The organism is Afifella sp. H1R, from assembly GCF_021462425.1.
Classification (GTDB): Bacteria; Pseudomonadota; Alphaproteobacteria; order Rhizobiales; family Afifellaceae; genus Afifella; species Afifella aestuarii.
On record NZ_JAKEDY010000002.1, the window covers coordinates 1,014,624 to 1,040,907 of the forward strand.

General features: G+C 66.0%; 18 protein-coding genes and 1 tRNA gene. 10 read left to right on the plus strand and 9 right to left on the minus strand.

Features of this window, described 5'->3' with window-relative positions; genetic code table 11:
- Positions 1 to 44: 44 nt before the first annotated feature.
- On the minus strand, positions 45 to 1,109 hold the full coding sequence (locus tag L0F51_RS16305) for a low specificity L-threonine aldolase (protein ID WP_234630206.1): 1,065 nt from the start codon (positions 1,107 to 1,109) through the stop codon (positions 45 to 47).
- Positions 1,110 to 1,928: 819 nt separating this feature from the next.
- On the opposite strand from L0F51_RS16305, the gene gltB reads away from it, so the two are divergent.
- Together gltB and L0F51_RS16315 are read left to right on the plus strand one after the other, a co-directional pair.
- Positions 1,929 to 6,656, plus strand: coding sequence for a glutamate synthase large subunit (gltB, locus tag L0F51_RS16310; RefSeq protein ID WP_234630389.1), 4,728 nt, complete (start codon positions 1,929 to 1,931; stop codon positions 6,654 to 6,656).
- A gap of 247 nt (positions 6,657 to 6,903) precedes the next feature.
- Positions 6,904 to 8,343, plus strand: coding sequence for a glutamate synthase subunit beta (locus tag L0F51_RS16315; RefSeq protein WP_234630207.1), 1,440 nt, complete (start codon positions 6,904 to 6,906; stop codon positions 8,341 to 8,343).
- A gap of 74 nt (positions 8,344 to 8,417) precedes the next feature.
- Here L0F51_RS16315 and L0F51_RS16320 read toward each other — a convergent pair whose 3' ends face one another.
- The gene (locus L0F51_RS16320) at positions 8,418 to 9,839 is read right to left on the minus strand and encodes an SGNH family hydrolase (protein WP_234630208.1); all 1,422 of its coding nucleotides are present in this window, start codon (positions 9,837 to 9,839) and stop codon (positions 8,418 to 8,420) included.
- A 242-nt stretch (positions 9,840 to 10,081) separates the two neighbouring features.
- Entirely contained in the window at positions 10,082 to 11,068 is a 987-nt protein-coding gene (gene galE / locus L0F51_RS16325) for a UDP-glucose 4-epimerase GalE (RefSeq protein WP_234630209.1), read from the minus strand.
- 148 nt (positions 11,069 to 11,216) lie between these two features.
- Between galE and galU the strand changes: the two genes are divergently transcribed.
- A complete protein-coding gene (gene galU, locus L0F51_RS16330) occupies positions 11,217 to 12,113 on the plus strand; it encodes a UTP--glucose-1-phosphate uridylyltransferase GalU (protein ID WP_128290626.1) in 897 nt (298 codons plus the stop codon).
- Between the two features lie 209 nt (positions 12,114 to 12,322).
- Complete coding sequence (locus tag L0F51_RS16335) at positions 12,323 to 13,219, plus strand: LysR family transcriptional regulator (RefSeq protein ID WP_234630210.1); 897 nt, start codon at positions 12,323 to 12,325, stop codon at positions 13,217 to 13,219.
- On the opposite strand, the gene L0F51_RS16340 is transcribed toward L0F51_RS16335, so the two are convergent.
- The 4 genes from L0F51_RS16340 to L0F51_RS16355 all read right to left on the minus strand — a co-directional run bounded on the left by L0F51_RS16340 (position 13,201) and on the right by L0F51_RS16355 (position 17,242).
- Positions 13,201 to 13,716 (minus strand): phenolic acid decarboxylase, encoded by a 516-nt coding sequence (locus L0F51_RS16340; RefSeq protein ID WP_234630211.1) that lies wholly within the window; start codon positions 13,714 to 13,716, stop codon positions 13,201 to 13,203. The two genes, L0F51_RS16335 and L0F51_RS16340, sit on opposite strands and share 19 nt — an antisense overlap.
- 346 nt (positions 13,717 to 14,062) lie before the next feature.
- Positions 14,063 to 15,634 (minus strand): outer membrane beta-barrel protein, encoded by a 1,572-nt coding sequence (locus L0F51_RS16345; RefSeq protein ID WP_234630212.1) that lies wholly within the window; start codon positions 15,632 to 15,634, stop codon positions 14,063 to 14,065.
- Positions 15,635 to 15,758: 124 nt separating this feature from the next.
- The gene (locus L0F51_RS16350; protein WP_234630213.1) at positions 15,759 to 16,223 is read right to left on the minus strand and encodes an NfeD family protein; all 465 of its coding nucleotides are present in this window, start codon (positions 16,221 to 16,223) and stop codon (positions 15,759 to 15,761) included.
- On the minus strand, positions 16,220 to 17,242 hold the full coding sequence (locus tag L0F51_RS16355) for an SPFH domain-containing protein (protein WP_234630214.1): 1,023 nt from the start codon (positions 17,240 to 17,242) through the stop codon (positions 16,220 to 16,222). Before L0F51_RS16355 ends, L0F51_RS16350 begins: the two co-directional genes overlap by 4 nt.
- 338 nt (positions 17,243 to 17,580) lie before the next feature.
- Between L0F51_RS16355 and L0F51_RS16360 the strand changes: the two genes are divergently transcribed.
- Both L0F51_RS16360 and L0F51_RS16365 read left to right on the plus strand, forming a co-directional pair.
- Positions 17,581 to 18,015: an antitoxin Xre/MbcA/ParS toxin-binding domain-containing protein gene (locus L0F51_RS16360; RefSeq protein WP_234630215.1), complete on the plus strand. Its 435-nt coding sequence runs from the start codon at positions 17,581 to 17,583 to the stop codon at positions 18,013 to 18,015.
- On the plus strand, positions 18,015 to 18,476 hold the full coding sequence (locus L0F51_RS16365; protein WP_234630216.1) for an RES family NAD+ phosphorylase: 462 nt from the start codon (positions 18,015 to 18,017) through the stop codon (positions 18,474 to 18,476). The genes L0F51_RS16360 and L0F51_RS16365 overlap by 1 nt, the downstream gene beginning before the upstream one ends.
- A gap of 125 nt (positions 18,477 to 18,601) precedes the next feature.
- Here the strand turns inward: L0F51_RS16365 and hemH are convergent, their stop codons facing one another.
- Positions 18,602 to 19,630, minus strand: a complete 1,029-nt coding sequence (hemH, locus tag L0F51_RS16370) for a ferrochelatase (protein ID WP_234630217.1) — start codon at positions 19,628 to 19,630, stop codon at positions 18,602 to 18,604.
- A 242-nt stretch (positions 19,631 to 19,872) separates the two neighbouring features.
- On the opposite strand from hemH, the gene L0F51_RS16375 reads away from it, so the two are divergent.
- The 3 genes from L0F51_RS16375 to L0F51_RS16385 all read left to right on the plus strand — a co-directional run bounded on the left by L0F51_RS16375 (position 19,873) and on the right by L0F51_RS16385 (position 22,344).
- Complete coding sequence (locus L0F51_RS16375) at positions 19,873 to 21,444, plus strand: bifunctional UDP-sugar hydrolase/5'-nucleotidase (protein WP_234630218.1); 1,572 nt, start codon at positions 19,873 to 19,875, stop codon at positions 21,442 to 21,444.
- A 94-nt stretch (positions 21,445 to 21,538) separates the two neighbouring features.
- Positions 21,539 to 21,614: transfer RNA gene (locus tag L0F51_RS16380), tRNA-Ala, on the plus strand.
- Between the two features lie 124 nt (positions 21,615 to 21,738).
- Positions 21,739 to 22,344 (plus strand): hypothetical protein, encoded by a 606-nt coding sequence (locus L0F51_RS16385; RefSeq protein ID WP_234630219.1) that lies wholly within the window; start codon positions 21,739 to 21,741, stop codon positions 22,342 to 22,344.
- 102 nt (positions 22,345 to 22,446) lie between these two features.
- On the opposite strand, the gene L0F51_RS16390 is transcribed toward L0F51_RS16385, so the two are convergent.
- On the minus strand, positions 22,447 to 24,864 hold the full coding sequence (locus tag L0F51_RS16390) for a membrane-bound PQQ-dependent dehydrogenase, glucose/quinate/shikimate family (RefSeq protein ID WP_234630220.1): 2,418 nt from the start codon (positions 24,862 to 24,864) through the stop codon (positions 22,447 to 22,449).
- Positions 24,865 to 25,178: 314 nt separating this feature from the next.
- On the opposite strand from L0F51_RS16390, the gene L0F51_RS16395 reads away from it, so the two are divergent.
- The gene (locus tag L0F51_RS16395; protein ID WP_234630221.1) at positions 25,179 to 26,174 is read left to right on the plus strand and encodes a glycosyltransferase family 2 protein; all 996 of its coding nucleotides are present in this window, start codon (positions 25,179 to 25,181) and stop codon (positions 26,172 to 26,174) included.
- Positions 26,175 to 26,284 lie beyond the last annotated feature (110 nt).

Sequence of the window (26,284 nt, forward strand, 5' to 3'; positions counted from 1 at the left end):
TTTTTGTGGTCCGATCGCGCGAGCCGCGCGCGGCGGATCTGCGCCTAGGCCCTCAGATCGGCGCGGAGGAGTTCGACGAAACGGTCGACCTCGTCTTCGCGGGTCTGGAAATTGGTGATGAGGCGCACGAGGATTTCGTCTTCGCCTGCCTCGATCTTCAGGCCATGCGGGCGCGGCCATTCCAGGAAGACGGCGCCGGCCTTGCGCAGGAAGTTCGCCCGCTCGCGTCCCAGAAAGGCGAAGCTCTCATTGGTCTCGCTCGGCCAGGCGAGGCGGGCCTCGTCGGAGCTTTCGATGCCGGCGCGCAGGCGCTCGGCCATGGCATTGGCGTGGGTGGCCAGCCGCAGCCACAGATCGTCGGCGAGATAGGCCTGGAACTGGGCGGCGATGAAGCGGGTCTTGGAGAAGAGATGGCCGGCGCGCTTTCTGAGATAGGGAAGCTCGGCCGCCATCTTCGGATCGAAGAAGACGAGGGCCTCGGCGGAGACGCAGCCGTTCTTGGTGCCGCCGAAGGAAAGAATGTCGACGCCCTGGCGCCAGGTGATGTCGGCCGGGTTCTCACCGAGTTGGACGAGCGCATTGGCAAAACGCGCGCCGTCCATGTGAACCGGGATGCTGCGGTCATGGGCGATGGCCGTCAGCGCCTCGACCTCCTGGCGCGTATAGATGGTGCCGACCTCGCTCGCCTGCGTCAGCGACAGCGCCATCGGCTGGCCGGCATGCACGAAATCCGGTGAAAAGCGCGACACGGCATCCTTGAACTCGCCCGGATCGATCTTGCCGAGCGGGCCGTCGAGCTGCATCAGGCGGGCGCCGCCCGTCTGGAATTCCACCGCGCCGCATTCGTCGACGACGATATGGCTTTCGCGGTGGCAGAAGACGGCGCCGCCGGGCTTGTTGACCGCGGCGAGCGCGAGGGCGTTCGACGAGGTGCCGGTGCCGACGAAGAAAACGGCCACTTCCCGCTCGAAAAGCGCGTTGAAGCGGTCTTCGACGGCGCGGTCGAGGGCGCTCACGCCATAGGCATCGGCATGGCCGGCCGCCTGGTGGGCGATCGCTTCCACGATTTCCGGCGCCGCGCCGGACCAATTGTCGCTGGCAAACTGCATATTGGCGGCTTAGGGCCGGCGCGCGTCTTGCGCAAGAGGGCGCGGCGGCCTGCGACGCCGGGAAGGGGGCTCCCGGGGCCGCCGTTTCGAGGTTTACGCGGCAGGAAACGGGGCCTTGGAGAGTTCTGTCGATCGCGGGCGGTTTTTCTCGATGTTTCTCGGCTGTCTCTCGGCTGTTTCTCTGTTGCTTCGGGCGGCGTTGCCGGCGCCTTCCTCAAGGTGATGTGCGAAAGCCCGGCCGCACCCGCAGGCTCCCGCGCGGCCGGTCAAGTCTCCGCTTCGGGCTTTGACAGACGAGCCCGCGAGGAAGGCGGCAGGAGAAGTCATTCAGGATCGGGGAATTTTGGCGAAGTCCCATCTCTCCTTTGACGAGGCGGGAAATTCTGGCATAGACGGTTGGCGAAAGCTGCCCAGCCGCGGCCGTGAAGCTTCTCTCCGCGACGGCGAAGCTTGCCACGGATTTCACCCTGCGGCACCGGCGACGACGCAACAACCCCGTTCGGCCTTCGAACGGTGCGGAGAGTCGACTTGTCGTCTCTTGCAAAATTTGAGATGGTGAATGAATAGGACAGGTCTTCTGTCCTAGTTGGTGGAGGGCGCCGGTCCCGAGATCGCCGACGACGAAGACGGGGCATGCAAGGGCCGAGCGAAGGGCATTCCGCTCAACCCGAATGTGCCCAACCAGTTAAGTATGAGCTTAGGCGTTAAGCCGATTGCTCGAGCCGCATGTCCTGAACGAGGCGTGCGACCCGAACGGAAGAGGTGCCCCGAGACGAACGGTTTCGCAGCGGGGCGAGATGGCGGAGGCAGGCCGTGACGATGGAACCTCACCTCAAGAGCGAGCGGATGCGCGCAGCGGCGCAGGCGTTTGAGCGCGCGGAGCGCGTGCGCGGAACGCGAAAAACGCCGGCTGCCGGCCAAGGTCTTCTCGATCCGCGCGGCGAGCGCGATGCCTGCGGCGTCGGCTTCATCGCCGATCTGAAGGCGCGGCCTTCGCACACGATCGTCGAGCACGGGCTCAAGATTCTCGACAATCTGACGCATCGCGGCGCTGTCGGCGCCGACCCCGAGGTCGGCGACGGCGCGGGCATGCTGGTCCAGCTGCCGGACGCGTTCTTCCGCGGCGAAGCGGAGGCCCATGGCTTTTCGCTGCCGCCGCTCGGCCGCTATGCCGTCGGCGTCATCTTCATGCCGCAGGACGCGGAGCTGCGCCGGCATCTGGAAGGCGTCGTGGAGCAGGTGGTGGCCGAGGAAGGCCAGACGGTTCTCGGCTGGCGCGACGTGCCGGTCGACAATTCCTGCCTGTCGAAGGCGCAGAAGATCCGCGCGGCGGAACCGGTGCACCGGCAGGTGTTCATCGGCGCGGCGGACGGGCTCGAGGGCGACGATTTCGAGCGTCGCCTCTACATTCTGCGCAAGGTCATCTCCAACCGCATCTTCCACGAGAGCGACGGACGCGACAAAGGCTTCTACATCGTCTCGATGTCGAGCCGCACCGCGGTCTACAAGGGCATGTTCCTCGCCCATCAGCTCGGCGAATATTACAAGGACCTGTCGGATCCGCGCTTCGCCTCGGCGCTCGCCCTCGTGCATCAGCGCTTCTCGACGAACACCTTTCCGTCCTGGAAGCTCGCCCATCCCTACCGGATGGTCGCCCATAACGGCGAGATCAACACGCTCAGAGGCAACGTCAACTGGATGGCGGCCCGCCAGGCGTCGATCTCCTCGCCGCTTCTCGGCGACGACATCGATAAATTGTGGCCGATCTCCTATGAGGGGCAGTCGGACACGGCGTGCTTCGACAATGCGCTCGAATTCCTGACCATCGGCGGCTACGAACTCGCCCATGCGGCGATGATGCTGGTGCCGGAGGCCTGGGCCGGCAATCCGCTGATGGACGAGAAGCGGCGGGCTTTCTACCAGTACCATGCGGCGCTGATGGAGCCGTGGGACGGGCCGGCGGCGATCGCCTTCACCGACGGACGCCAGATCGGTGCCACGCTCGACCGCAACGGGCTTCGGCCGGCGCGCTATGTCGTGACCGACGACGGCTTCGTCATCATGGCGTCCGAAGCCGGCGTCCTGCCGGTCGACGAAAGCTCGATCGTGCGCAAATGGCGGCTGCAGCCGGGTCGGATGCTGCTCATCGATCTTCAGGAAGGCCGCATCATCGACGACGGCGAACTGAAGGCGCGGCTTTCGGAAGGCAATCCCTATCGCCAGTGGCTCGCCCGCACGCAGATCGTTCTGGAAGACATGCCGGAGGTCGCCTCGCGCGCGCCGACGACGGCTGCCTCGCTGCTCGATCGCCAGCAGGCGTTCGGCTATACGCAGGAAGACCTGAAGATCCTGATGGCGCCGATGGCGGTGACCGGGCAGGAGGCGATCGGATCGATGGGATCGGATACGCCGGTCTCCGTGCTCTCCGACAAGCCGAAGCTGCTCTACACCTATTTCAAGCAGAACTTCGCCCAGGTGACGAACCCGCCGATCGATCCGATCCGCGAGGAAATCGTCATGAGCCTCGTCTCCTTCATCGGGCCGCGGCCGAACCTCTTCGATCTCGAAGGCCTGTCGGAGAGGAAGCGGCTCGAAGTGCGTCAGCCGATCCTCACCAATGCCGATCTCGAAAAGATCCGCGGCATCGGTGACATCGCCGACAACCATTTCCAGACGAAGACGCTCGACATCACCTACAATGCGAGCCTCGGCGCCGACGGCATGGAAGACGCCCTCGACCGGCTGTGCCAGCGCGCCGAGCGGGCGGTGCTCGACGGCTACAACATCATCATCCTGTCGGACCGCCTGGTCGGCCCGCAGCGCATCGCCATGCCGGCGCTTCTGGCGACGGCGGCCGTGCACCATCACCTGATCCGCAAGGGGCTCCGCACCTCGGTCGGCCTTGTGGTGGAGACGGGCGAGGCGCGCGAAGTGCATCATTTCGCGGTGCTCGCCGGCTACGGCGCCGAGGCGATCAACCCCTATCTCGCCTTCGAGACTTTGGCGCAGATGCATGAGCGCGGCGACTTCCCGGACGTCGTCGATGCGCGCGAAGTGGTGGAACGCTTCATCAAATCCGTCGGCAAGGGGATTTTGAAGGTGATGTCCAAGATGGGCATCTCCACCTACCAATCCTATTGCGGTGCGCAGATCTTCGACGCTGTCGGCCTGTCTTCGGCCTTCGTCGACCGCTTCTTCTTCGGCACGGCGACGATGATCGAAGGCGTCGGCCTCGCAGAGATCGCCGAGGAGACGGCACGGCGTCACCGCCTTGCCTTCGGCGACGACCCGGTTCTGAGGCGCACGCTCGAAGTCGGCGGCGAATACGGCTTCCGCATGCGCGGCGAAGACCATGTGTGGACGCCGGATGCCGTGGCGCATCTGCAGCATGCGGTGCGCGGCGAAGGTTTCGACCGCTTCCGCACCTTCTCCGAGATGGTGAACGGCGAGGCGGCGAAGCGGCTGACGATCCGCTCGCTCTTCCGCATCCGTGAGGCGGAGGCCATGGACGTCGAGCCGGTGCCTCTGGAAGAGGTGGAGCCGGCGGCGGAGATCGTGAAGCGTTTCGCGACCGGCGCGATGAGCTTCGGCTCGATTTCGCGCGAGGCGCATACGACGCTCGCGGTCGCCATGAACCGGATCGGCGGCAAGTCGAACACCGGCGAGGGCGGCGAGGAGCCGGAGCGCTTCGTGCCGAAGCCGAACGGGGATTCGGAGCGTTCCGCGATCAAGCAGGTCGCCTCCGGCCGCTTCGGCGTGACGACGGAATATCTCGTCAATTCCGACATGATGCAGATCAAGGTGGCGCAGGGTGCAAAGCCCGGCGAGGGCGGCCAGCTGCCCGGCCACAAGGTCGATGCGGTGATCGCGAAAGTCCGCCATTCGACGCCGGGCGTCGGCCTCATTTCGCCGCCGCCGCATCACGACATCTATTCGATCGAGGATCTGGCGCAGCTCATCTTCGACCTGAAGAACGTCAATCCGGCGGCCGACGTGTCGGTGAAGCTCGTGGCAGAAGTGGGCGTCGGCACGGTTGCGGCCGGCGTCGCCAAGGCGCGCGCCGACCACATCACCATTTCCGGCTATGACGGCGGCACGGGCGCCTCGCCGCTCACCTCCATCAAGCATGCGGGTCTGCCCTGGGAGATCGGCCTTGCCGAGACCCACCAGACGCTGGTGCATGAGGGCTTGCGTTCGCGCGTGGCGCTGCAGGTCGACGGCGGGCTGAGGACCGGACGCGACGTGATCGTGGGGGCGCTGTTGGGCGCCGACGAATTCGGCTTCTCGACCGCGCCACTGATCGCGGCCGGCTGCATCATGATGCGCAAATGCCATCTCAACACCTGCCCGGTCGGCGTCGCCACCCAGGATCCGGTGTTGCGCAAGCGCTTCCGCGGTGCGCCGGAGCATGTGATCAACTACTTCTTCTTCGTGGCCGAAGAGGTGCGCGAGATCATGGCGGCGATGGGCGTGCGCAAGCTCGAAGAGCTCGTCGGACGCTCCGACCGGCTCGACACGATGCCGCTCATCAAGCACTGGAAGGCGAAGGGGCTCGATTTCTCCAAGCTTTTCCATCGCCAGGAGGCGCCTGACGAGGAGGTTCGCTGGACGCGGCGCCAGGAGCATCCGATCGAGACGGTGCTCGACCGCAAGCTGATCAAGGAAGCAGCGCCCGCACTCGAACGCGGCGAAGCGGTGCAGATCGATGTGAAGGTCGCCAATCTCGACCGTTCCGTCGGCGCCATGCTGTCGGGCGAGATCGCCAAGCGCTACGGCCATGAGGGCCTGCCCGACGACACGATCGTGGTGAAGATGAAGGGAACGGCCGGCCAGTCCTTCGGGGCGTTTTTGGCCCGCGGCGTGACCTTCGACCTCGAAGGCGACGCCAACGATTACGTCGGCAAGGGGCTGTGCGGCGGGCGCATTGTGGTGCGGCCGGCGGAGGGCTTCCAGCTTCCGGCCGAGCAGGCGATCATCGTCGGCAACACGCTGCTTTACGGTGCCATCGAGGGCGAGTGCTATTTCTCCGGCGTCGCCGGCGAGCGCTTCGCCGTCAGGAATTCCGGGGCGATCGCGGTCGTGGAAGGCTGCGGCGACCATGGCTGCGAGTACATGACGGGCGGCATCGTCGTCGTCATCGGCGAGACGGGCCGCAACTTTGCGGCCGGCATGTCGGGCGGCATCGCCTATGTGCTCGACGAGGATGGCTCGTTCGAACGGCGCTGCAACCTCGCCATGGTCGAGCTCGAACCGGTGCCGGAGGAAGAGGCGCTTCTGGAAGAGCTGCACCACCATGGCGGTGACATGGAATGGCACGGCCGCGTCAACGTCTCCTCCAACATGAACACGCATGACGAGGAGCGGCTTTTGACGCTCATCACCAACCATCACCATTACACGGGCTCCAAGCGTGCCAAGCACATCCTGGAGAACTGGGCGGACTTCCGGCCGAAATTCGTGAAGGTGATGCCGGTCGAGTATCGTCGTGCCCTCGTCGAGATGGAAGAACGCCGCATGGGCGGCGGGCGACGCATCGCGGCGGAGTGAGGCAAAGGTCGGGGCCGGCGCCAGGCCGGCCCATCACGACAGGTGCGGAACGCGCAACGAGAGACACGCGAGCAAGGGCGGCGCGAGTAGGGGCATGGGGCCGATCTGCGGGCATTTGCCTGCCAGGCGGAACTGGAAATCCAAAAAAGGCTGCGGCATGAAGCCTGACCGGATCGGGATCTCCGGCGGCGGGCTTTCGGCACGACGAGTGCGGGGCGGCAGCGGGAATGACGGGTGAAGCGTAGTTATGGCTAAAGTCACGGGCTTTCTGGAGATCGATCGGCAGGAACAGCGCTACCAGCCGGCGTCCGACCGCATCCGGCATTTCAAGGAATTCGTCCTGCCCTTGCCGGAGCCGGAGGTGCGCCGGCAGGCCTCGCGCTGCATGGATTGCGGCATTCCCTATTGCCACGGGCCGACGGGATGCCCGGTGCACAACCAGATCCCCGACTGGAACGATCTCGTCTGGCAGGGCGATTGGGAGGAGGCCGCGCGCAACCTCCATTCCACCAACAATTTCCCCGAATGGACGGGCCGCATCTGTCCCGCGCCCTGCGAAGAGGCGTGCACGCTCAACATCGAAGACGTGCCGGTCACCATCAAGACGGTGGAGCAGGCGATCTCCGACAAGGCGTTTCAGGAAGGCTGGATCCGTCCGCAGCCGGCGGAGCGAAAGACCGGCAAGCGCATCGCCATCATCGGTTCGGGCCCGGCCGGCATGGCGGCGGCCCAGCAGCTCGCGCGCGTCGGCCACGACGTGCATGTCTATGAGCGCGAGCCGAAGGCCGGCGGGCTCTGCCGCTACGGCATCCCCGACTTCAAGATGGAAAAATACCATATCGACCGGCGCGTGACGCAGATGGAAGGCGAGGGCGTCATCTTCCATTACGGCGTCAATATCGGCGTGACGAAGCCGATGAAGGAGCTCGTCGACGAGCACGATGCGGTGTTGATCGCGACCGGGGCCGAGCGGCCGCGCGATCCGGGCATCGGCGGCATGGATCTGACCGGCGTGCATTACGCCATGCCCTATCTCATCCAGTCGAACCGGCGCGTGAACGGCGAGCCGGTGCCGGAGATCGATCATCCCGACGACATCTGGGCCGGACGCCGGCATGTCGTGGTGGTCGGCGGCGGCGATACGGCCTCGGACTGCGTCGGCACGGCGTTCCGCCAGGGCGCGATCTCCGTGACGCAGCTCGATATCCGCGCCTGCCCGCCGGAGAAGGAGAACAAGGCGCTGGTGTGGCCGTACTGGCCGACGAAGCTTCGCACCTCCTCCAGCCAGGCGGAGGGGGCGGAGCGCGAATTCCAGGCGGCGACGCTCGAATTCGTCGGCAAGAACGGCGTTCTGACCGGCGTGAAATGCGCCCGCGTCGATGAAAAGCGTCAGCCGCTCGAAGGCACGGAATTCATCCTGAAGGCCGATCTCGCCTTCATCGCCATCGGCTTTTCCGGACCGCTGGAAGACACCTTCGTCAAGGAATTCGGCGGCGCGCTGAAGCAGGACCGGCGCACCAACATTCTCGCCGACGAGAAGAGCTATCGCACCTCCGTCGACAAGGTGTTCGCGGCCGGCGATGTGCGGCGCGGCCAGTCGCTGGTGGTGTGGGCGATCCGCGAAGGCCGGCAGGCGGCGCGCTCGATCGACCAGTTTCTGATGGGCGAGACCTCGCTGCCGCTGTGACGGCAGATCTAAGCGGCGATGTGAGTTCAGATATAGCGAGGGCCGGGGCCTCGGCGCGTTTCGACGCGTGAGGTCTATTCGGCTGCCGCTGCGCGTTCGGCCGGGTCCGGAGTCTCGACTGTCGCGTCAGATGAGGTTTTGGCTGCGGCGCCTTCATCGCTTTCGGCCGGCTTTTCGGCGGCTTTGACCGGCGGCGTGCGACGCTCCGGCGGCCAGCGGTAATCGTCGATGCGGCCGGCGGGCGGCGGCGTGCCGGCGATCATTTTGGCGAGCAGGGCTTCCGCCTCGGGCTCGGCGTTCCCGTCTTCGACCTTTTGCGGCGCGGCCTCGGCGGGCGAGGAGGGCGGCACGGATTTGTCCGCCGCCGTTTCGGCCTCGGGTGCAGACGCTTTCTCGTCGGCGCCTGTCGGCTCTTCCTTGTCGGCGCCTGTCGGCGCTTCGGCACGGATCCGGGGGGTGTAGGTGGACAGGCCGCCGGCGTTGCCCAAGATCAATTTGTCGATCGGGATCATGGCGCTGATCGCAGGCCGGGCTTCCTTCTCGGCCGGGGCCTCGCCCTCTTCGAGGGCGGCCAGGAACGGCGAGCCGGTCTTCAGGATTTCCTGCAAATCGCGCTCGATGAAGAAGGCGAGCTTGCGCTGGCCGGCGCGGGTGAAATTGAGCCCGTCGCCGACGCGCAGCTGCCGGTTCTGGCCGTTCATGTCCGGGCCGGAGGCGACGTATTTGCCTTCGTCGTCGGCAAAGCCGTTCCACACATCGACGAATTTGACCGGCGAATCTTCCAGCGTCTCGCGGTAGATGGAATTGAAGGCGCTGTAATCGCGCGACATGACGGAGGAGGCGACCGGCACGAGGCCGACCCAGATGCCGGGCTCGCCGCTTTCGGCGATGACATTGGCGAGTTTTGCGACGCGGTCGCCATAGGCCTCGTTCCATTCGTCGCCGCGCACCGCGAGCTTGCCGATCTCCTGGCGGTCGTTGCCGCCGAGCATGACGACGACGGCATCCGGCTTGTGCTCCGCGATGAGCTCGGGAAGCCGCGCCGGCCAGTCGTAGAAATCGTCGCGCACCAGGCCCGAGGAGCCGTTGGCGGCCTGGATGATCATGACTTTCGGGTTTTCGGCGAAGGCTTCGTCGAGACCCTTGGCGATGCTGCGGGCGAAGAAATCGCCGACGACGAGGACGCGCTTTGCGTCTTCCGCCTTCTCCACGATGTCGACCTGCGGCTCCACGGGCGCCCGCGGCGTGCTGCGGCGCGTGGACCGGCTCGGGGCGGAGCGCTGCGGGGCGCGCTGGCGCGTCTGCGGCTCCTGGCGCTGCGGCTGGGCGTTGCGCCGCGGGCCGAACAGGAAGCGGAAGAGGGACGGCTGGCGGTCGTTCTGGGCGACGACGATCGCCTCCGCCGCTGCGGCGCGCGAGGCGACGAATTCCGTCTCCGCGCCGAGAAAGGCGAGAGCGGCGAGCGCCACCATGAAGCCTGCAAAGAAACTGCGCATCTCACGCTCCCGCGCCTGGCCGGTTCGTCCGGTCGATCACCGGGATCGACGGTGGCGGCGCCTTCCGGCTCCGCGCCGAGGGTTCATCGTGCCGCAGCACATGACGCGAACCGGCGCGGCGTTCAAGCCGCTCGTTTGAGAGCCCATGTTAGCGTGGCTTCCGGCGCGGCAAAAGCCGCCGTGCCACGCCGGGGCGAGAAACCGCCATGACACCCGGCCGTAAGAAAGGCGGCGATCCCGCCTCAGGCGGCGCGCATGGCGGCGCGGGCCTCCCAGGCGAGCGCGTGTTCCAGGATCGTTTCGAGATTGGAGAAGCGCGGCTGCCAGGCGAGCGTCTTCAGGATGCGGCGCGGATCGGCGACGAGGCTGACGATATCGTCGGCCCGGCGGGCGCGGGCGCGCACATCGAGCACTTTGCCGGCGATCCTCTGCACCGCGTCGATCACTTCGAGCACGCTGTGGCCCTGGCCGTAGCCGCAATTGACGGTGAGGCTGTCGCCGCCGGCCCGGAGATGAGCGAGGGCGGCGAGATGCGCATCGGCGGCGTCGGCGACATGCACGTAATCGCGAATGCCGGTGCCGTCGGGCGTGTCGTAATCGGTGCCGAAGACGGGCACGTATTCGCGCCGGCCGAGGGCCGCTTCGAGCACGATCTTGACGAGATCGGTGGCGCCGACGATCGCATGGCCGACGCGGCCCGACGGATCGGCGCCGGCGATGTGGCCGGTGCGCAGGCTGACGCTCTTGAGGCCGTAGGAGGCGCCGGCCTCAGCGAGCATGCGCTCCGCCGAGGCCTTGAAGACCGCATAGGGCGTCAGCGGCTCGAGCGGCGCGGTCTCCGGGACCGGATTGTCGGCCGGGTGGCCGTAGACGGCGGTCGAGGAGGACAGGACGATGTGCTCGACGCCGTTCGCGACCGCGGCGGCGATCAATTCGCGCGTCTTGATCGAGTGGTTCAGATAATAGCCGAGCGGGTCGGCGACGGAATCGACGACGACGAGGGCGCCGGCGAGATGCAGGACGGCATCGACGCGGCGGGTGCGCATGAGGTGGTTGAGGAGAAGCCGGTCGCCGACATCGCCGATGACGAGTTCGGCGCCTCGGGGTACGGCCCATTCATAGCCTGTGGACAGGTTGTCGAGGACGACGACATTCTCGCCCTCGTCGCGAAGCGCGAGCACGAGCTGGCTGCCCAGATAACCGGCGCCCCCCGTTACCAGAACGCTCATGCGCGCCCGTCCCCTTTCTTCTGGCCTTCACTTTTTGCGGGCGTCGCCTAGGTTTTGAGCCAACGCGCGCCGCCCCGACCCGCCTGGACTCGTGCGGGACGCTTACTCTAAACGGGTGTCGCGCTTGTCCGTACCTCAAGAGGTTCCCGTGGTTAACCGGATCAGAAAAGCCGTCCTGCCTGTCGCAGGCCTCGGCACACGATTTCTTCCCGCTACCAAAGCCGTGCCGAAGGAGATGCTGACGATCGTCGACCGGCCGGTGCTGCAATATGTGGTCGACGAGGCGAAGGCCGCCGGCATCGAGCATTTCGTCTTCGTCACCGGGCGAGGCAAGGGCGTCATCGAAGACCATTTCGACATTCAGCCGGAGCTCGAAGACACGCTGAAGGCGCGCGGCAAGACCGCCGAGCTCGACGTGTTGAAGGCCGAACTGCCGCCGGCGGGCGGGACGAGCTTTACCCGCCAGCAGGCCCCGCTCGGCCTCGGCCATGCGATCTGGTGCGCGCGCGAGATCGTCGGCGACGAGCCGTTTGCCGTGCTTCTGCCCGACATGCTGATGCGCTCCGAGCCCGGCTGTCTGGCACAGATGATGACGGCCTACGAGAAACACGGCGGCAACGTCATCGCGCTCGAAGAGACGGTGCCGGAACAGGTGCACAAATACGGCATCGTGGCGCTCGGCGAGGACGACGATGTCGGCGTCGAAATCACCGGCATGGTGGAGAAGCCGAAGAAGGAAGAGGCGCCTTCGACCTTCTACATTTCCGGCCGCTACATCCTGCAGCCGGAGATCTTCAAGCTTCTGGAGACGACGAAGCCCGGCGCCGGCGGCGAGATCCAGTTGACCGACGGCATGAAAGCCTTGTCCGAGAAGCAGCGTTTCACCGGCGTGCGCTTCCGCGGCGTGACCTTCGATTGCGGCGCGAAATCCGGCTTCCTTGCCGCCAATGTCGCCTATGCGCTCGACCGCGAGGACATCGCGGACGATTTCAAGGCGGAGCTGAAGAAGCTCGGCAAGGATTGGCTGAAGGGCCTCGTCGGCTAGTTTCGCCGATCAAGGCGGCGCCGTCCTATGGCGCCGACGTATAAGGGGGGCCGTCCAAGGGATGCGGAAAGGTCGGAGGCGATCGCGTCTCCGATCCGACCTCGCGCCCGTCGCGCCACGCTTCATCAGCGCGAGGGACCTCTCGCCCTGGGAGAGGACGGGTGCTTCAAGCCGGGGGACAAACGAGGGGCGGGGACCGGACGGGCGCGATGCGGATTCCCAGAACCACGATGGAGCAATGGGCCGTCCTGCAGGCCGTCGTCGAGAGCGGCGGCTTCGCCCAGGCCGCGGAACGGCTCAACCGCAGCCAGTCCTCGGTCAGCTATGCCGTCAGCCGCCTGCAGGAGCGCCTCGGCGTCGCGCTCTTTGAGATCGAAGGCCGCAAGGCCCGGCTGACACCGGCCGGGCGAAGCCTGTTGGCGGAGGCCAATCCGCTGATCGACGATCTCACCCGGCTGGAGGATCGCGCCCGGTCGCTCGGCAGCGAGGAGAGCCAAGTGCGGCTTCGCGTGGACAGCATCTTTCCCCGTCAGAGGTTGTTCGGCGCGCTGCAGGTGTTTGCCGAGCACCATCCGCATGTGGAGGTGGCGCTGCGCGAGAGTGTGCGCGTGCCCGAGCCGGATCGGGCCTCCGACGATTTCGATCTCGCCATCTCGCTCTGGCAGCCGGGACGAGCCGATCAGCATCCGCTCATCGACATCCCGATGCTGGCCGTGGCCGATCCCGGGCATCCGCTGGTGCAAAGGGCGGGCGGTGCGATCACGCCGGCGACGCTGGCGCGCCATCTGCGTGTGGCCATCAGCGGTGACGGTGCGGTCATGGCGAGCGAGGGGCTGTCGCCCTCCGATGGCCGCACCTGGGACGTGAACAGCCTGGAAGCCGGTGTGGAGGCAGTTCTCAGCGGTTTGTGCTGGGGCTGGCTGCCCGAACATCTCGTTGTCGCGCATCTGGCGGCGCGACGCCTGGTGGAGCTCGATCTCGTCAGCGGCAGCCGGAGGGTCATCCCGCTCGCGCTGAGCTGGGCCGACGAGACGCGGGCCGGCAAGGCGGCCCGGGCACTGGGCCGCCTGTTGCTCGACGGGCCGGATCAGGTCCGGCTGGCATAGCCTTCGGGCAATTCCTCAGGCGCCACCGCGACGACGGTTTCGTCGTCGACCGCGCAGGTCTCCAGGAACGTCACTTTGGCGAATTCGTCGATGACGAGCTTCGGATAGGTCGGGCCGGCGTCGCGGAAGGCGCGCATCTCGTCGAGATGCTCGTTCTGGAAGCACACCGTCTTCTTCGGATCCTGGGCGATCCATTGGGGGAAGAAGATGACGCCATGGAGCTGGCGCTCGGCAAAGTTCACCGACACGCTGACGGAGGTGCCGGTCGGCTCGTCCCAGGACACCTTGATCACGTCGTCGGAGAGACGCGCCAGATGCACCTTCTGATCGCGCACCCAGCGACCGCCGACCATGCCGCTGTGGATGCGGTAGTCGATGGTGTCGGCGTTCTTGATGTACATCTCGTACTGCCAGCCATTGTCATAGGTGTAGATGAAATGGCGGCCGAGGAACGGCTTCAGTTCCTCGGGTCTGGTGGAGGAGTAGTCTTCGCTCATAGCTGAAATCCCGTTGCTGTTACGGGAGGGAGGTAGGTCCGTGAAATCCGAATAAAAAGTTCGAAATTCGCGGCGATATGATCGGAAAATCCGATGGGTCGGGTTTTGCTAGGTCGTGGGGCGGGATAGGCGCGGATGCCGGGCATGAAGGGGTGGTGCGTTTCAAGGTCAGAGCCGCTGCCCGCCCGGCCATCGAAGACACCCCTCCCCTGGCCCCTCCCCGCAAGGGGGAGGGGAAGAGGCCGTGTCATGGGCTTCTTCCGTCAATCCTTAGAGTCTGACGCTCAATTCTGGCCCTAAATTCTGGCCCCGGAGTCGGGTGCGAGATTCTGGGGCGCCTTGGACCCTAGCGCTTCAGACGGAGGCGGACGGAGACGGTGTTGGTTTCGACCGTGTCGCCGGGATCGAGGATCTTGCGCTCGTAGGTGTAGCGGCCGACGAGGGCGGCGTAGCGGTTGAGGTCGTAGACGAGGCCGCCGAATGCGGTCCAGGTCGTCTCCGTGAGGTCGACACCGTGGTAATCGCGGTAATCGAGGCCGAGGCCAGCCTCCGCGAAGAGATTGTGGCGCATGCGCCGTTCGAGCGTCAGATCGGCGGAATGGATGACGGAGCCAGACGCGCCCTCGATCGTCGTTCCCTCCGTCGTCGTGGCGATGTCGAGGCGGACATTGGTGAGGCGGCGGGGCGACCATAAGAGTGCGGCCGTCGCGAGCGGCGCGTTAAGATCCTCAAAACGCGGGTCGTCGTAGTTTTCGTGGCGATAGCCGACGCCGATCTCGCCGGCGAGTTTCGGCGACAGATTGACGATGACGCCGCCGGTCAGTTCGCCCCAGCGGCTGTCGCGGCGATAGCCGGCGGCATCCGTGCTCTCGTCGTAGCGGGTGGTGCCGAGACGCGCCTCCACGAAGGGCTCGAGCGCCGGCGAGATGAGATAGCTCGCGCGCCCGGTCAGCGCATAATCGTTGTTGTTGCGGTCTTCCTGGCTGATCGTGGCGCCGGAGGCCGTGGTGACGTCTTCGTAGGTTTCGCGCTCGAAGGAGCCGCGCAACGACATGCCGAGACGGTTGAAGCGCTGGGTGACGCCGAGAGCGGCGTTGTAATTCTGTTCGGCCGGACGTTCGACGGCGGCTGACGGCGTGTCGGGATCGGTGAAGGATTCCAGCGTGTAGAGGTAGCCCGCCTCGACGTTCACTTCCGTGTCGGAGCTGATGTCGTAGCGGCCGGTGAATTTCGCCTCCGCCTCGCGGTCGTCGTTGGCATGGTCGTCGTAGAAGCTCGCCGTGCCGCGGAGATCGAGTTCGACGGCGTGACGGTCCCAGTCGGATTGCAGATTGAGGGTGGGGGCGACGAGGCCGCCCGCCTCCCAGGATTGCTGTTCGTCGCCGTCCGGATTGTCGGAGGCGATGGCGCCCAGATCGAGCGTCGGGCGCAGGACGAAGGTGCCGAGGCGCACGCCGACCTGCGCATAGGGATCTTCCGCCTCTTCCTCCTCCACGACGCGGCGGATGAGACGGCGGCCGTCGAGCTGCGGTTTTGGCGTGGCGCGGCGCTGGCGCGGTTCCGGCTGAGGCGGGGACGGGGGCCCGGCCAGCGGAGGGCCTATCGGTTCGTCCGGCCTCGGCCCGAATGGGGGCGGGCCGATGGGCGCGTCGGGCGTGGGATAGGGCTGGCCGGGCGGCGGCGGGGGTGCGGCTCTCGCTCTCCGTCCGGTCGCGTCGTCCGTGTCGCCGTTATTTGCTTCGCCGCTATCCTGAAACAGCGTGTCCTCGTCGGCCGCATCGCTGCCGCGCAAGGTGAAGTCGGTGGGGGCTGAGGTTTCCTGGGCGCGCGCGGAGTTCGCCTGCACGATGAGAAGTGCGGGAACCAGGACGCCGATCCGTGCGGCGGAAGCAATGATGGCCGGCAGGCGCACGCGCATAGGCTTTCCCGTCCCGCGACGCGCGAGACATGCCTGCCAAGCGGTAAACGCTTATAGTTAACGCAAGGTTTGCGCGGGCCAGCCGCGGGTCAGCCGGGAGGCCAGCCGGAGGTCGCGCCGGGGGCTAGTCGTGGTTGAGCGGGGCTTCGGGTTCGACCAGCAGAAGCGCGCCGTCGGCGCCGACGATGCGGATGCGCGCGCCTGCCGGGGTGTCGGGGCCGCTCACCCGCCAGACGCTGTCGTCGATGCGGATGCGGCCGGAGCCTTCCGCGATCGGCTCGGTGAGCGTGAAGGTGCGGCCGTGGAGACGGGCGGTGCGCAGGTTGAGATGCGGATCGCTCGACGGCGCGTCGCGATAGCCGAAGAAGCGGCGGCCGGCGAGCGCGGCGACCACCGACAGAACGGCAAAGCCCAGGATCTGCATCTGCCACGGCCAGGAGACGGTGACGGCGCTCACCCCGATGATGAGCGCGGCGACGCCGAACCACAGGAAGAAGAAGCCGGGGGCGAGAACCTCCACACCGAGAAGCACGAGCCCGAGGATCCACCAGGTCCAGCCGCCGAGGCTTTCAATCGCGGCTTGGATCATGAGATGTCACCGGACGGCTCCGGCCGCTGGCCGGTGAAGGGCACGCTGCCGCTGCTGCTGGTGCTGGCGCCGCTGCGGCCCGCCCGCACCGGACGCTCGTCCTTGTCGGCAAAGGCTTCGCGGGCGATTTCGGTGATGCCGCCGAGCGCCCCGATGACGGAAGAGGCCTCGACCGGCATCAGGAACGTCTTCTGGTTGGGCGAGGTGGCGAATGCCTTCAGCGCGCCGACATATTCCTGGGCGACGAAATAGTTGATCGCCTGCACGTCGCCCTTGGAGATGGCTTCCGAAACATAGGCGGTCGCCTTCGCCTCGGCCTCCGCCTCGCGCTCGCGCGCTTCGGAATCGCGGAAGGCGGCTTCGCGCCGGCCCTCGGCCTGGAGAATGAGCGACTGCTTTTCGCCCTCCGCCTTCAGAATGGCGGCCTCGCGCAGCCCCTGTGCCGTCAGGATCGAGGCGCGCTTTTCGCGCTCCGCCATCATCTGACGGTTCATGGAATCGATGAGATTGCGCGGCGGATCGATGTCCTTGATCTCGATGCGGGTGATTTTCACGCCCCAGGGGCCGGCGGCCGCATCGACCACCTTCAGAAGCTTTTCGTTGATCTCGTCGCGGTTGGAGAGGAGCTGATCGAGATCCATCGAACCCATGACGGAGCGGATGTTGGTCATCGTCAGATTGACGATGGCGTTTTCCAGGAAGTTCACCTCATAGGCGGCGCGCGGCGCATCCATGACCTGGAAGAAGGTGATGCCGTTGACCGTCACCGTGGCGTTGTCGCGGGTGATGACCTCCTGGCTCGGCACGTCGAGCACCGTCTCCATCATGTTCATCTTGGCGCCGACGCGGTCGATGAAGGGCACGATGATGTTGAGGCCGGGCGACAGCGTCCGGGTGTAACGGCCGAAGCGCTCGATCGTGTAATTGTGGCCCTGCGGGACCGTCTTGACGCTCGCGAAGAGAACGAGCGCGATCAAGACGACAAGGCCGATGACGACGATATCAAATCCACCGAGCATGGGTGTTACTTCTCCTTGGGCCTGCCGCGAGGCCGTCTTCCTCTACATGGGAATCGCGTGCCTGCAGCGCCAATCTTTGTGGGCAATCTTGCCGGCCAAGGGCGGTAGCAGATTTCCGTTAATCGAACACGTCGGGGATGATCACATCGCCGAGATGCGGCCGAACAGGCAAGGTCGCGCTCTTCCGGTGCGCTCTTCGATGGGGGTGGGCAGGACGATGGCTGCGATCGTCTCGGAGGTTGCGGCCGGGGCGCGGTGGTTCAGCCGATCGCGGGCTTGAGTTCGGCAATATGCCGGCATATATACGGCACATTGCCGCTTGCTGAAAGAGGTGCCGCATGTCGATCGTCGTGGAGGAAGTCGCGCGCAAGCTTGGCGGCTCGTCCGTTCTCGGCAGTGCCGTGCGCACGCAAGCGGAATTGGCGGTGGCGGTGCGAAACCGGCTCCCCCTGGCGGCCTTGAAGGGCCTGGCAGAGGCGGGCCTGAGCGAGCAGGAAATCGAGCGATTCGTTCTTCCGCAGCGCACGAGACGCCATCGCAGCGAGAAGCGGCAGCCTTTGACCGTGGAGGAATCCGACCGCGCCGTGCGGCTTCTCCGTATTCAGACCGTCGCCGAAGACACGTTTGGGGACAAGGAAAAGGCCAATCTCTGGCTCCGGCGTCCCCTGGCCGAGCTCCATGGCGACATGCCGCTCGTCGTCGCGCAGACGGAGGCCGGCGCGCGGGTGATCGAAACGATCCTTGGCAAGATCGCATGGGGTGCGGCCGCGTAATGCTGCTGTGGCGCCTGTCGGGCGAGCGGTACGCAGAAACCTTCGACGGCGGATACGGTCTCTTCTTCGACGGCCGCTGGAACACGGTCGGACACGCGGTGACCTATTGCGCCACGTCTCCGTCGCTCTGCGTCCTGGAAAAGCTCGTCCATATCGAAGATCCGGCGCTCCTGCCGAACCTGGTGATGGTTCGCTACGAGGCGCCCGATGACATGGCGGTGGAGACGGTGGAGCTCCCCGAGATGCCGCCCGACTGGCGCCGGCAGGAGAGCTTTACGCAGCAACGCGGCAATGCCTGGCACAATTCCGCCTCGGCCCCGCTCCTGAAAGTGCCCTCAGCGATCGTGCCGATCGAGGGCTCGCCGGACGTGAACATTCTCGTCAACCATCGGCATCCCGAGGCCGCGGAGATCAGGGTGATCGGCTTTGAGCCGTTCGTGCTCGACGTGCGGCTGTTCTGAAGCCGCGATGGGCGCTGCGTCGGACTGGCCGCGCGCTTGCGGAAACGCCGCTTGTTCGCGCGTCCCCGAACGCGTGACGTGATCGTGCTGCCCACTCTCTGGTCGCCCGAGCGGCGCGGGATTTTCTAAAGCCAGCCCTGCAGTTCGCGCATCACGACGGTCTTGATGACGTGCATGCCGTGCTTGGAATCGTTGAGGCAGGGGATGTGGCTGAAGTTTTCGCCGCCATGCTCCTCGAACGTCTCGCCGACGCCGATGGCGATCTCTTCGAGCGTCTCCAGGCAGTCGGAGACGAAGCCCGGATTCATGATGGCGAGCGATTTCACGCCTTCGCTCGCAAGCCTGGCCGTCGTCTCGTCGGTGTAGGGCTGCAGCCATTCCTCCGGGCCGAAGCGCGACTGGAAGGTGGTCAGAAGCCGGTCTTTCGGCCAGCCGAGACGGTCCGCCAGGAGCCGCGTCGTCTTGTGGCAATGGCAGTGATAGGGATCGCCCTTCTCGAAATAGGATTTCGGCAGGCCGTGATAGGAGGCGATGACGACCTCCGGCGTGAAGTCGAGCCCGGCGATGTGCTCTTCGACCGACTGGGCGAGGGCGTCGATATAAGCGGGCTCGTCATGCCAGGGCGGCGCCGTGCGGATCGCCGGCTGCCAGCGCATCTCCTTCAAGGCATCGAAGGTCTTGTCGTTCACCGTCGCCGTCGTCGTGGCGCTGTATTGCGGGTAGAGAGGAACGATCAGAACCTTCTCGCAGCCCTTTTCCTGCAGCGCGTTCAGCTTTTCGGCGATCGTCGGATTGCCGTAGCGCATCGCCCAATCGACCTCGATGCGCTCTTCGGCGGCGAAATCGGCGGCGAGTTTTTCGCCCTGGCTGCGGGTGAAGGTGCGCAGCGGCGATTCATTGCGCTCCTTGTTCCAGATCGTGGCATAGGCCTCGCCGCTCTTTTGCGGGCGGGTCGACAGAACCATACCGTTGAGGATCGGCCACCACAAAAGACGCGGCGTTTCGATGACGCGGCGATCGGACAGGAATTCCTTCAGATAACGGCGCATCGGCCAGTAATCCGTGCCGTCGGGCGTGCCGAGATTGACGAGCAGGACACCAATGCGCCCGGCCCGCACGGGCGGATGATCCGACGGAAGGACCATGTCCTTCATGTCATTGCGTCTGGAATCGGAAAAACTGGAAAAAATGGGCCGGTCCAGCACTACGGCTTCCCTCGTTCTGGCATCAGGGCCAAGATAAGACTCTACGGCGCACCTTCCACCTGTCTGCGCATGGCGTCACCGAGTTGTGCAAGATAGGTCGTAGCACAAGCGGAGCCAATGGAGCATTGGGTCGAAGCACGCATAATCCTGGAAACTCTGTAAAGTGATTGTCCGAACAGAGGAATGAAGCCATGGCTTCAACGCTGCGGTGGTTTGCCGCGTTCGTCATTGCGGTCTCGCTCGCGCCCTCTTTTGCGGCGGCCGAGGACGTCTCCGTCACCTTTCTTCTCGTCAACGATGCCGACCAGATGGCCGGTTCCGATGATGTGCGCGGCGGCTATGCCCGCATCGGCGCCGTGGTGGCGCGCGAACGTGCCGAACGCGATCACGTCATCTTCGCGCATGCAGGCGATGCGATTTCGCCCTCGCTGATGGCGGGCTTCGACGAGGGGGCGCATATCATCACGCTCCTCAACATCATCAAGCCGGACGTCTTCGTGCCGGGAAACCACGAATACGATTTCGGACCTGCGGTCTTTGCGCGGCGCATGGGCGAGGCGGAGTTTCCCGTGCTCGCCGCCAATCTCCGCGATCAGGACGGCAAGAGGATCGGCGCGATCGCCGATACGCGCATGATCGAGGCGGAGGGCGTGAAGATCGGCATCGTCGGCCTCACGGCGGAGGATTCCTATCAGAAGTCGAGCCCCGGCACGCTGAAAATCGCCCCGGCGCTTGCGACCGGCGAAGACGCTGCCGAGGCTTTGCGCGCCAAGGGGGCGGATTTCCTCGTCGCCGTCGCGCATGCCGGCCGCGAGGTCGACCGCGCGCTCATCCAAAGCCGCGCCTTCGATCTCATCCTCTCCGGCGACGATCATGATCTGATGATCTTCTTCGACGGCAAGACCGCGATGGCGGAATCGAAGGAGCAGGGCGAGTACGTCATCGCCGTCGATGTGCGCATGGGGATCGAGGAGAAAGGCGGCGCGCGCAGGCTTTCGTGGTGGCCGGAATTTCGTCCGATCGATACGGCGGGCGTCATCGGCGACAGCGCCGTGCAGGCGAAGATCGACGAGTTTCAGGCCGATCTTTCCAAGGAGCTCGATGTCGGGGTCGGGACCACCAAGACCACGCTCGACAGCCGCCGCGCCACCTTGCGCACCGGAGAGGCCGCGATCGGCAATCTCGTCGCCGATGCGATGCGGGCCGGCACCGCGGCCGATGTCGCGATCACCAATGGCGGCGGCATTCGTGGCAACCGGATCTATGAGCCGGGTGCCACGATCACGCGGCGCGATATCCTGACGGAGCTGCCTTTCGGCAATGTCACGGTGAAGCTCGAGATCTCCGGCGCGGCGATCCGGGAGGCGCTCGAACACGGATTTGGCGATGTGGAAAATGCGAGCGGCCGCTTCCCGCAGATTTCCGGCATGCGCGTGACGGTCGATCTCAAAAAGCCCGCGGGTGAACGCGTCGAGGCCGTGGAGATCGACGGCAAGCCGCTCGATCCGGGCGCGGTCTATACGCTCGCCACCAACGATTTCATGGCGGACGGCGGCGACGGCTATGTGGCGCTGACGAAGGGGCACGCCCTGATCAACGGGCGCGACGGCCGGCTGATCGCCAACGACGTCATGGCCTTCGTGCGGTCCGCGCGCGAGGTGGCACCTCGGCCGGAGGGCCGGATCACGTTCCTGGAACACGATGCGGCCCGGGAAGGCGATGCGGCTCTCGAAGACGATGCGGGGCGTGCGGTCAAAGATTAGGGCACCGAACGGCCCGCCATGCGGAAGTCCGCTTGACACCCTCCGGGGGCACACCCTAAATGCGCGTCGCTTGCGACCGTTTTCGGTTCGCGGCGGGGCCGTAGCTCAGATGGGAGAGCGCTGCAATCGCACTGCAGAGGTCAGGGGTTCGATTCCCCTCGGCTCCACCAATTTTCTTCCCATGTTTTCGTCGTTTTTCGCCTCCTGGCGCGGGTCTTTCGCAAGACCTTTTGCGTGCCGTTTCGCACAGTTGGCGCCGGCCGTGAGGGTGGGGTGAGGAAGAAGCCCACCAGCATGAAAGCGCTCGAAGAGCTCGGGCGGGTGCGGTTGTCGGCGAATTTCTTCCTGCGCGACTTTCTCTATTCGGAAATCTCCGGCTTCTACGGCCTGCCGAACGTGCCCGACGATCCCGATCTGATGATCGCGGCGGGGCGGCGGCTCTGCGAGGAGCTTCTCGAACCGATCGAGGCGACGTTCGGGCGGATCGCCATCCGCTCGGCCTATCGGGCGCCGGAGCTCAACGCCTTCGGCAACGAGAACAAGCTCAATTGCGCGCGCAACGAGACGAGTTATGCCGGGCATATCTGGGACCGGCGCGGGCCTCAAGGCGAGATGGGGGCGACGGCCTGCATCGTCATCCCGTGGTTTGCCGACCTTTATGCCGACGGGGCCGACTGGCGCGCCATGGCGTGGTGGGTGCACGACCATCTGCCCTATTCGGCGATGGAATTCTTTCCGAAACTCGCGGCCTTCAACCTGACCTGGTCTGAGCGGCCGGCGCGCACGATCTCGAGCTACATTCCGCCGAGAGGCTATCTGACGCGGCCCGGCATGGACAATCACGAAGGCCGTCACGGGGAATGGTACGAGGGGTTTCCGCCGCTGAAGATGCCGGGATAGGGCCCGCTTGCGGCGGAGGGCATGTGCGAACATGCCTGCATGTCTGAAAACGAATGCGCCCGGGGCCATGCCCCGGGCGGTGCTTTTTGGAGGCGCTGAGGCCTATTGCTGCTGCGGTAGGGCGTAGGCGACGAGGGCGTCGCCGATCGGCGTTTCCATGAAGTGGTGGCCGCCCGCCATGATGACGAGATATTGCCGGCCGTTCGCCTCATAGGTCATCGGCGTCGCCTGGCCGCCTGCCGGCAGCACGTCGCTCCACAAGGTCTCGCCCGTCTCCATATCGATGGCGCGGATGAGATTGTCGGTCGCCGCGGCGACGAAGATGACGCCGCCGGCGGTCACCACCGAGCCGCCATTGTTGGGCGTGCCGATGGTGATCGGCAGCATGGAGGGGATGCCGAAAGGCCCGTTGGTGCGCGCTTCGCCGAACGGGCGGTCCCAGAGGGTCTTGCCCGTCTCCATGTCGATGGCGCGGATGCCGCCATAGGGCGGCTCCTTGCACAGGAGGCCGGTGAAGGGCAGGCGCCAGCCGGCATTGACGTTGATGGCGTAGGGCGTGCCGGCCTGCGGATCGCCGGCGCCTTCCGCACCGCCGATGGCGCCGCGCTGCTGGCCGCGGGGCGCCCAGCCTTTGCGCTCGGCCTCGGCACGCGGCACGAGGCGGTTGTAGTTCGGCATGTCGTTGTAATTGGCGACGATGACGCCACGCGAGGGATCGACGGCGATGCCGCCCCAATCGGTGCCGCCATTGTAGCCCGGATATTCGATCCAGTGCTGGTCGGAGGTCGGCGCCGTGTAGAAGCCCTCATAGGAGGAGCGGCGGAACTGGATCCGGCACACCATCTGGTCGATCGGCGACATGCCCCACATGGAGGCTTCCGTCAGCTCCGGCTTGCGGAGCGTGTGATAGAGCGAGAAGGGCTGGGTCGGCGAGCGCTGGTCCGGCTCGACGCCGCCGGTCGGCACGGGGCGCTCTTCGACGCCGGTGATCGGCTCGCCTGTCTCGCGGTTGAGGACGTACATGTCGCCCTGTTTGGAGGGGAGAATGAGCGCCGGCACGGTGCCCTCGCCGACGGGGAAATCGACGAGCGTCGCCTGCGCGCCGAGATCGTAATCCCACACATCCTTATGCACGGTCTGGAAATGCCAGGCCGGCTTGCCGGTCTCGACATCGATGGCGACGAGGGAGGTCGAATATTCGTTCTCCGCATCGGAGCGGGCGCCCGACCAGTAATCGACGGCGGAATTGCCCATCGGCAGATAGACGAGGCCGAGCTCTTCGTCGCCGCTCGCCGTCGTCCACATATTCGGCGTGCCGCGGGTGTAGGTCTCGCCCTCCGGCGGCTGGCCGGTGATCTCCGGCTGCGTCATGTCCCAGGCCCAGCGCTGCTCGCCGGTGACGGCATCGAAGCCCTGGATGACGCCCGAGGGGGCGGAGCGTTTCTGGCCGTCGAGCACCTGGTGGCCGGTGACGATGACCCCGCGCACGATGGTGGGGGCGGAGGTCATGGAGACCATGCCGGGGACGACCTCGCCCATGCCGCGCTTGAAATCGACGGAGCCGTTGTCGCCGAAATCGGAGCAGGGCTCGCCGGTCTCGGCATCGACGGCGACGAGGCGGCCGTCGAGCGTGCCTTCGATGACGCGCGTCGGGCAGACCTGATCGGGCGTGGCGTCAGGCACCTCGAAATAGGTCACGCCGCGGCAGGCCGCGGTGTAGGGGATCCAATCGTCGGACACCTTCGGATCGTAGCGCCAGCGCTCCTTGCCGGTTTCCGGATCGACGGCGATCATGATGTTCATCGCCGAGCAGAGATAGAGCGTGTCGCCGACCTTGAGCGGCGTCGTCTCGGCGCCGTATTTGCCTTTGGCGAGCTCGCTGTCGGGGAGATCGCCCGTGTGGTAGACCCAGGCGCGCTTCAGTTTGCCGACATTGTCGCGGGTGATTTCGGCAAGCGGGGAATAGCGTCGCGCCGAATAGGTGCCGCCATAGGCCGGCCAGTCGCTGCCGACCTCCTTGAGCGAAGGGTCGCTCATGGCGAGATGCCCGGCCGCCGGCAGCGGGCCCTCGACCTTCGGGGCGTTGACGGTGGCGATATAGACACCGCCGCCCACCATCAGGACGAGGACCGCGGCGATGCCGGCGAAGGCCGAGCGCCAGGAATAATCCCACGGCGCGAGCGGCGGCATCGCGGCAATGACGAGGACGAGAAGCACGGTCGGCGCCACGACGCGGGGCACGAGCGCCCAGCCGTGGAGGCCGACTTCCCAATAGGCCCAGAGAAGCGTGGCGAAAAACACGAGGATGTAGAGCCAGGCACCGCTGGCGCGGCCCGCCATGATCAAGATGCCGGACGCCAGGAGGCCGAGGCCGGCGAGAACGTAATAGAACGAGCCGCCGAGGCTTGCGAGCCAGCCGCCGCCGCCGACCAGAACGAGCCCGATGAGAGCCAGAACGAGGCCGAGTAGCCGGGCGAGCCAAAGGCCCACCGTGTTTCTGTTTTCGGATTGTGTGTTCAACGCACGCCCCCTTTTTGTCTTGCTGCCGACAGGGTGCCGGCTCCGTTCGGCCGGGTGCCGAGCTTTGCGCTTCTGGCGCCGGCCGTGCGAGCGATGTGGCGAATGGTAGCGCGGGACGGGCCCTTCGCCAGGGTCGCGTGTGCATCATTGATGTGAAAGGCCGATGAGGCCCGGCTCTGGATGGGGGCTTTCGAGAGGCGGCCCTCGACACGGGGCTCGACAAGTGGCTCTCGACACGGGGCCTCGACACGGGGGCCTCGACAAGGGGCTGGCGGTCGGGCAAGGGCGGCGGCATCGGATTTCAGGAGCGCGGCGTGACGAACGAGGGGATGGAGCGGGTGGCGAGCAGCGCCGGGACAGGTGGTGATGCGCCGAGCCGCGCGGATTTGGCCCGACACGTCACGCTCGTCACCGTCGCCTACAATTCGGCCGAGGCGCTGCGCTGGCAGGGCGCGCATTCGGCACGGCTTCCGGGCCTCGTCGTCGACAACGGCAGCTCGGACGCCACACAGGCGGCGGCCAGGGAGCGGGGCCTCGGCATTCTGGCGTTCGAGGTGAATTGCGGTTTCGGCCGCGGCGTGATGGCCGGGCTTGCCGCCGTCACGACCGAATTCGCGCTCGTCATCAATCCGGATGCGGCGATGTCGGAGGATGCCGTCGCGGCGCTTCTTGCCGCGGCGGAGCGCTATCCGGACTGCGCGCTCTTCGTGCCGCGCATCGTCAACGAGACGGGCAAGGTGTTCTTTCGGGTCGATTCGGCGCTGGAACGGCGCCAGAAGCACCGCCGTCCGCCCGACGGCGACGCCTGCATCGCGATGCTGTCGGGGGCGGTGATGCTCGTCCGGGTGGCGCCGTTCCTCGCCTTCGGCGGTTTCGATCCGGCGATCTTTCTCTATTTCGAAGACGACGAGCTCGCCTTCCGCTACCGGGCGGCGCGGCGCCCGATCATCTATGTGGCCGAGGCGGAGGCGGTGCATCTCGGCAACCGGTCGTCCGGGCCTTCCGCCCGCCCGGCCGCGAAATCGAACCGCGTCAAAGACATCTCTTTCGGCTGGTCGCACGCCTATGTGATGGAGAAAATCGGGCAAGGTGCGGGGCGGGGGAGCCGGGCGCTCGCCGTTCTGCGGCTGGCAGGCAGCATGGCGGTGTGCCTCGTCAGCGGGCGCTTCGGAAAACTGCGGCGGGAGGCCTACCGGCTCGAAGGTTTCGTGAGGCGGCTGCAGGGGCGGCCGGCGCCGTTTCTGCCGCCGGGCGAGCCGGGATGCGTGGCGCTCGACCTTCCTCACGCAATGGTGTCGGAAGAAAGTTAGACGGCAAACCGGATCTCCGCGCACTGTCGCAGAAATTGTGAGGTCCGTGCCCCGATCGCCTCGGCGCGGGTGCGACCCCATTGCGTCTTATTTTAGCTTATTTGTACAGA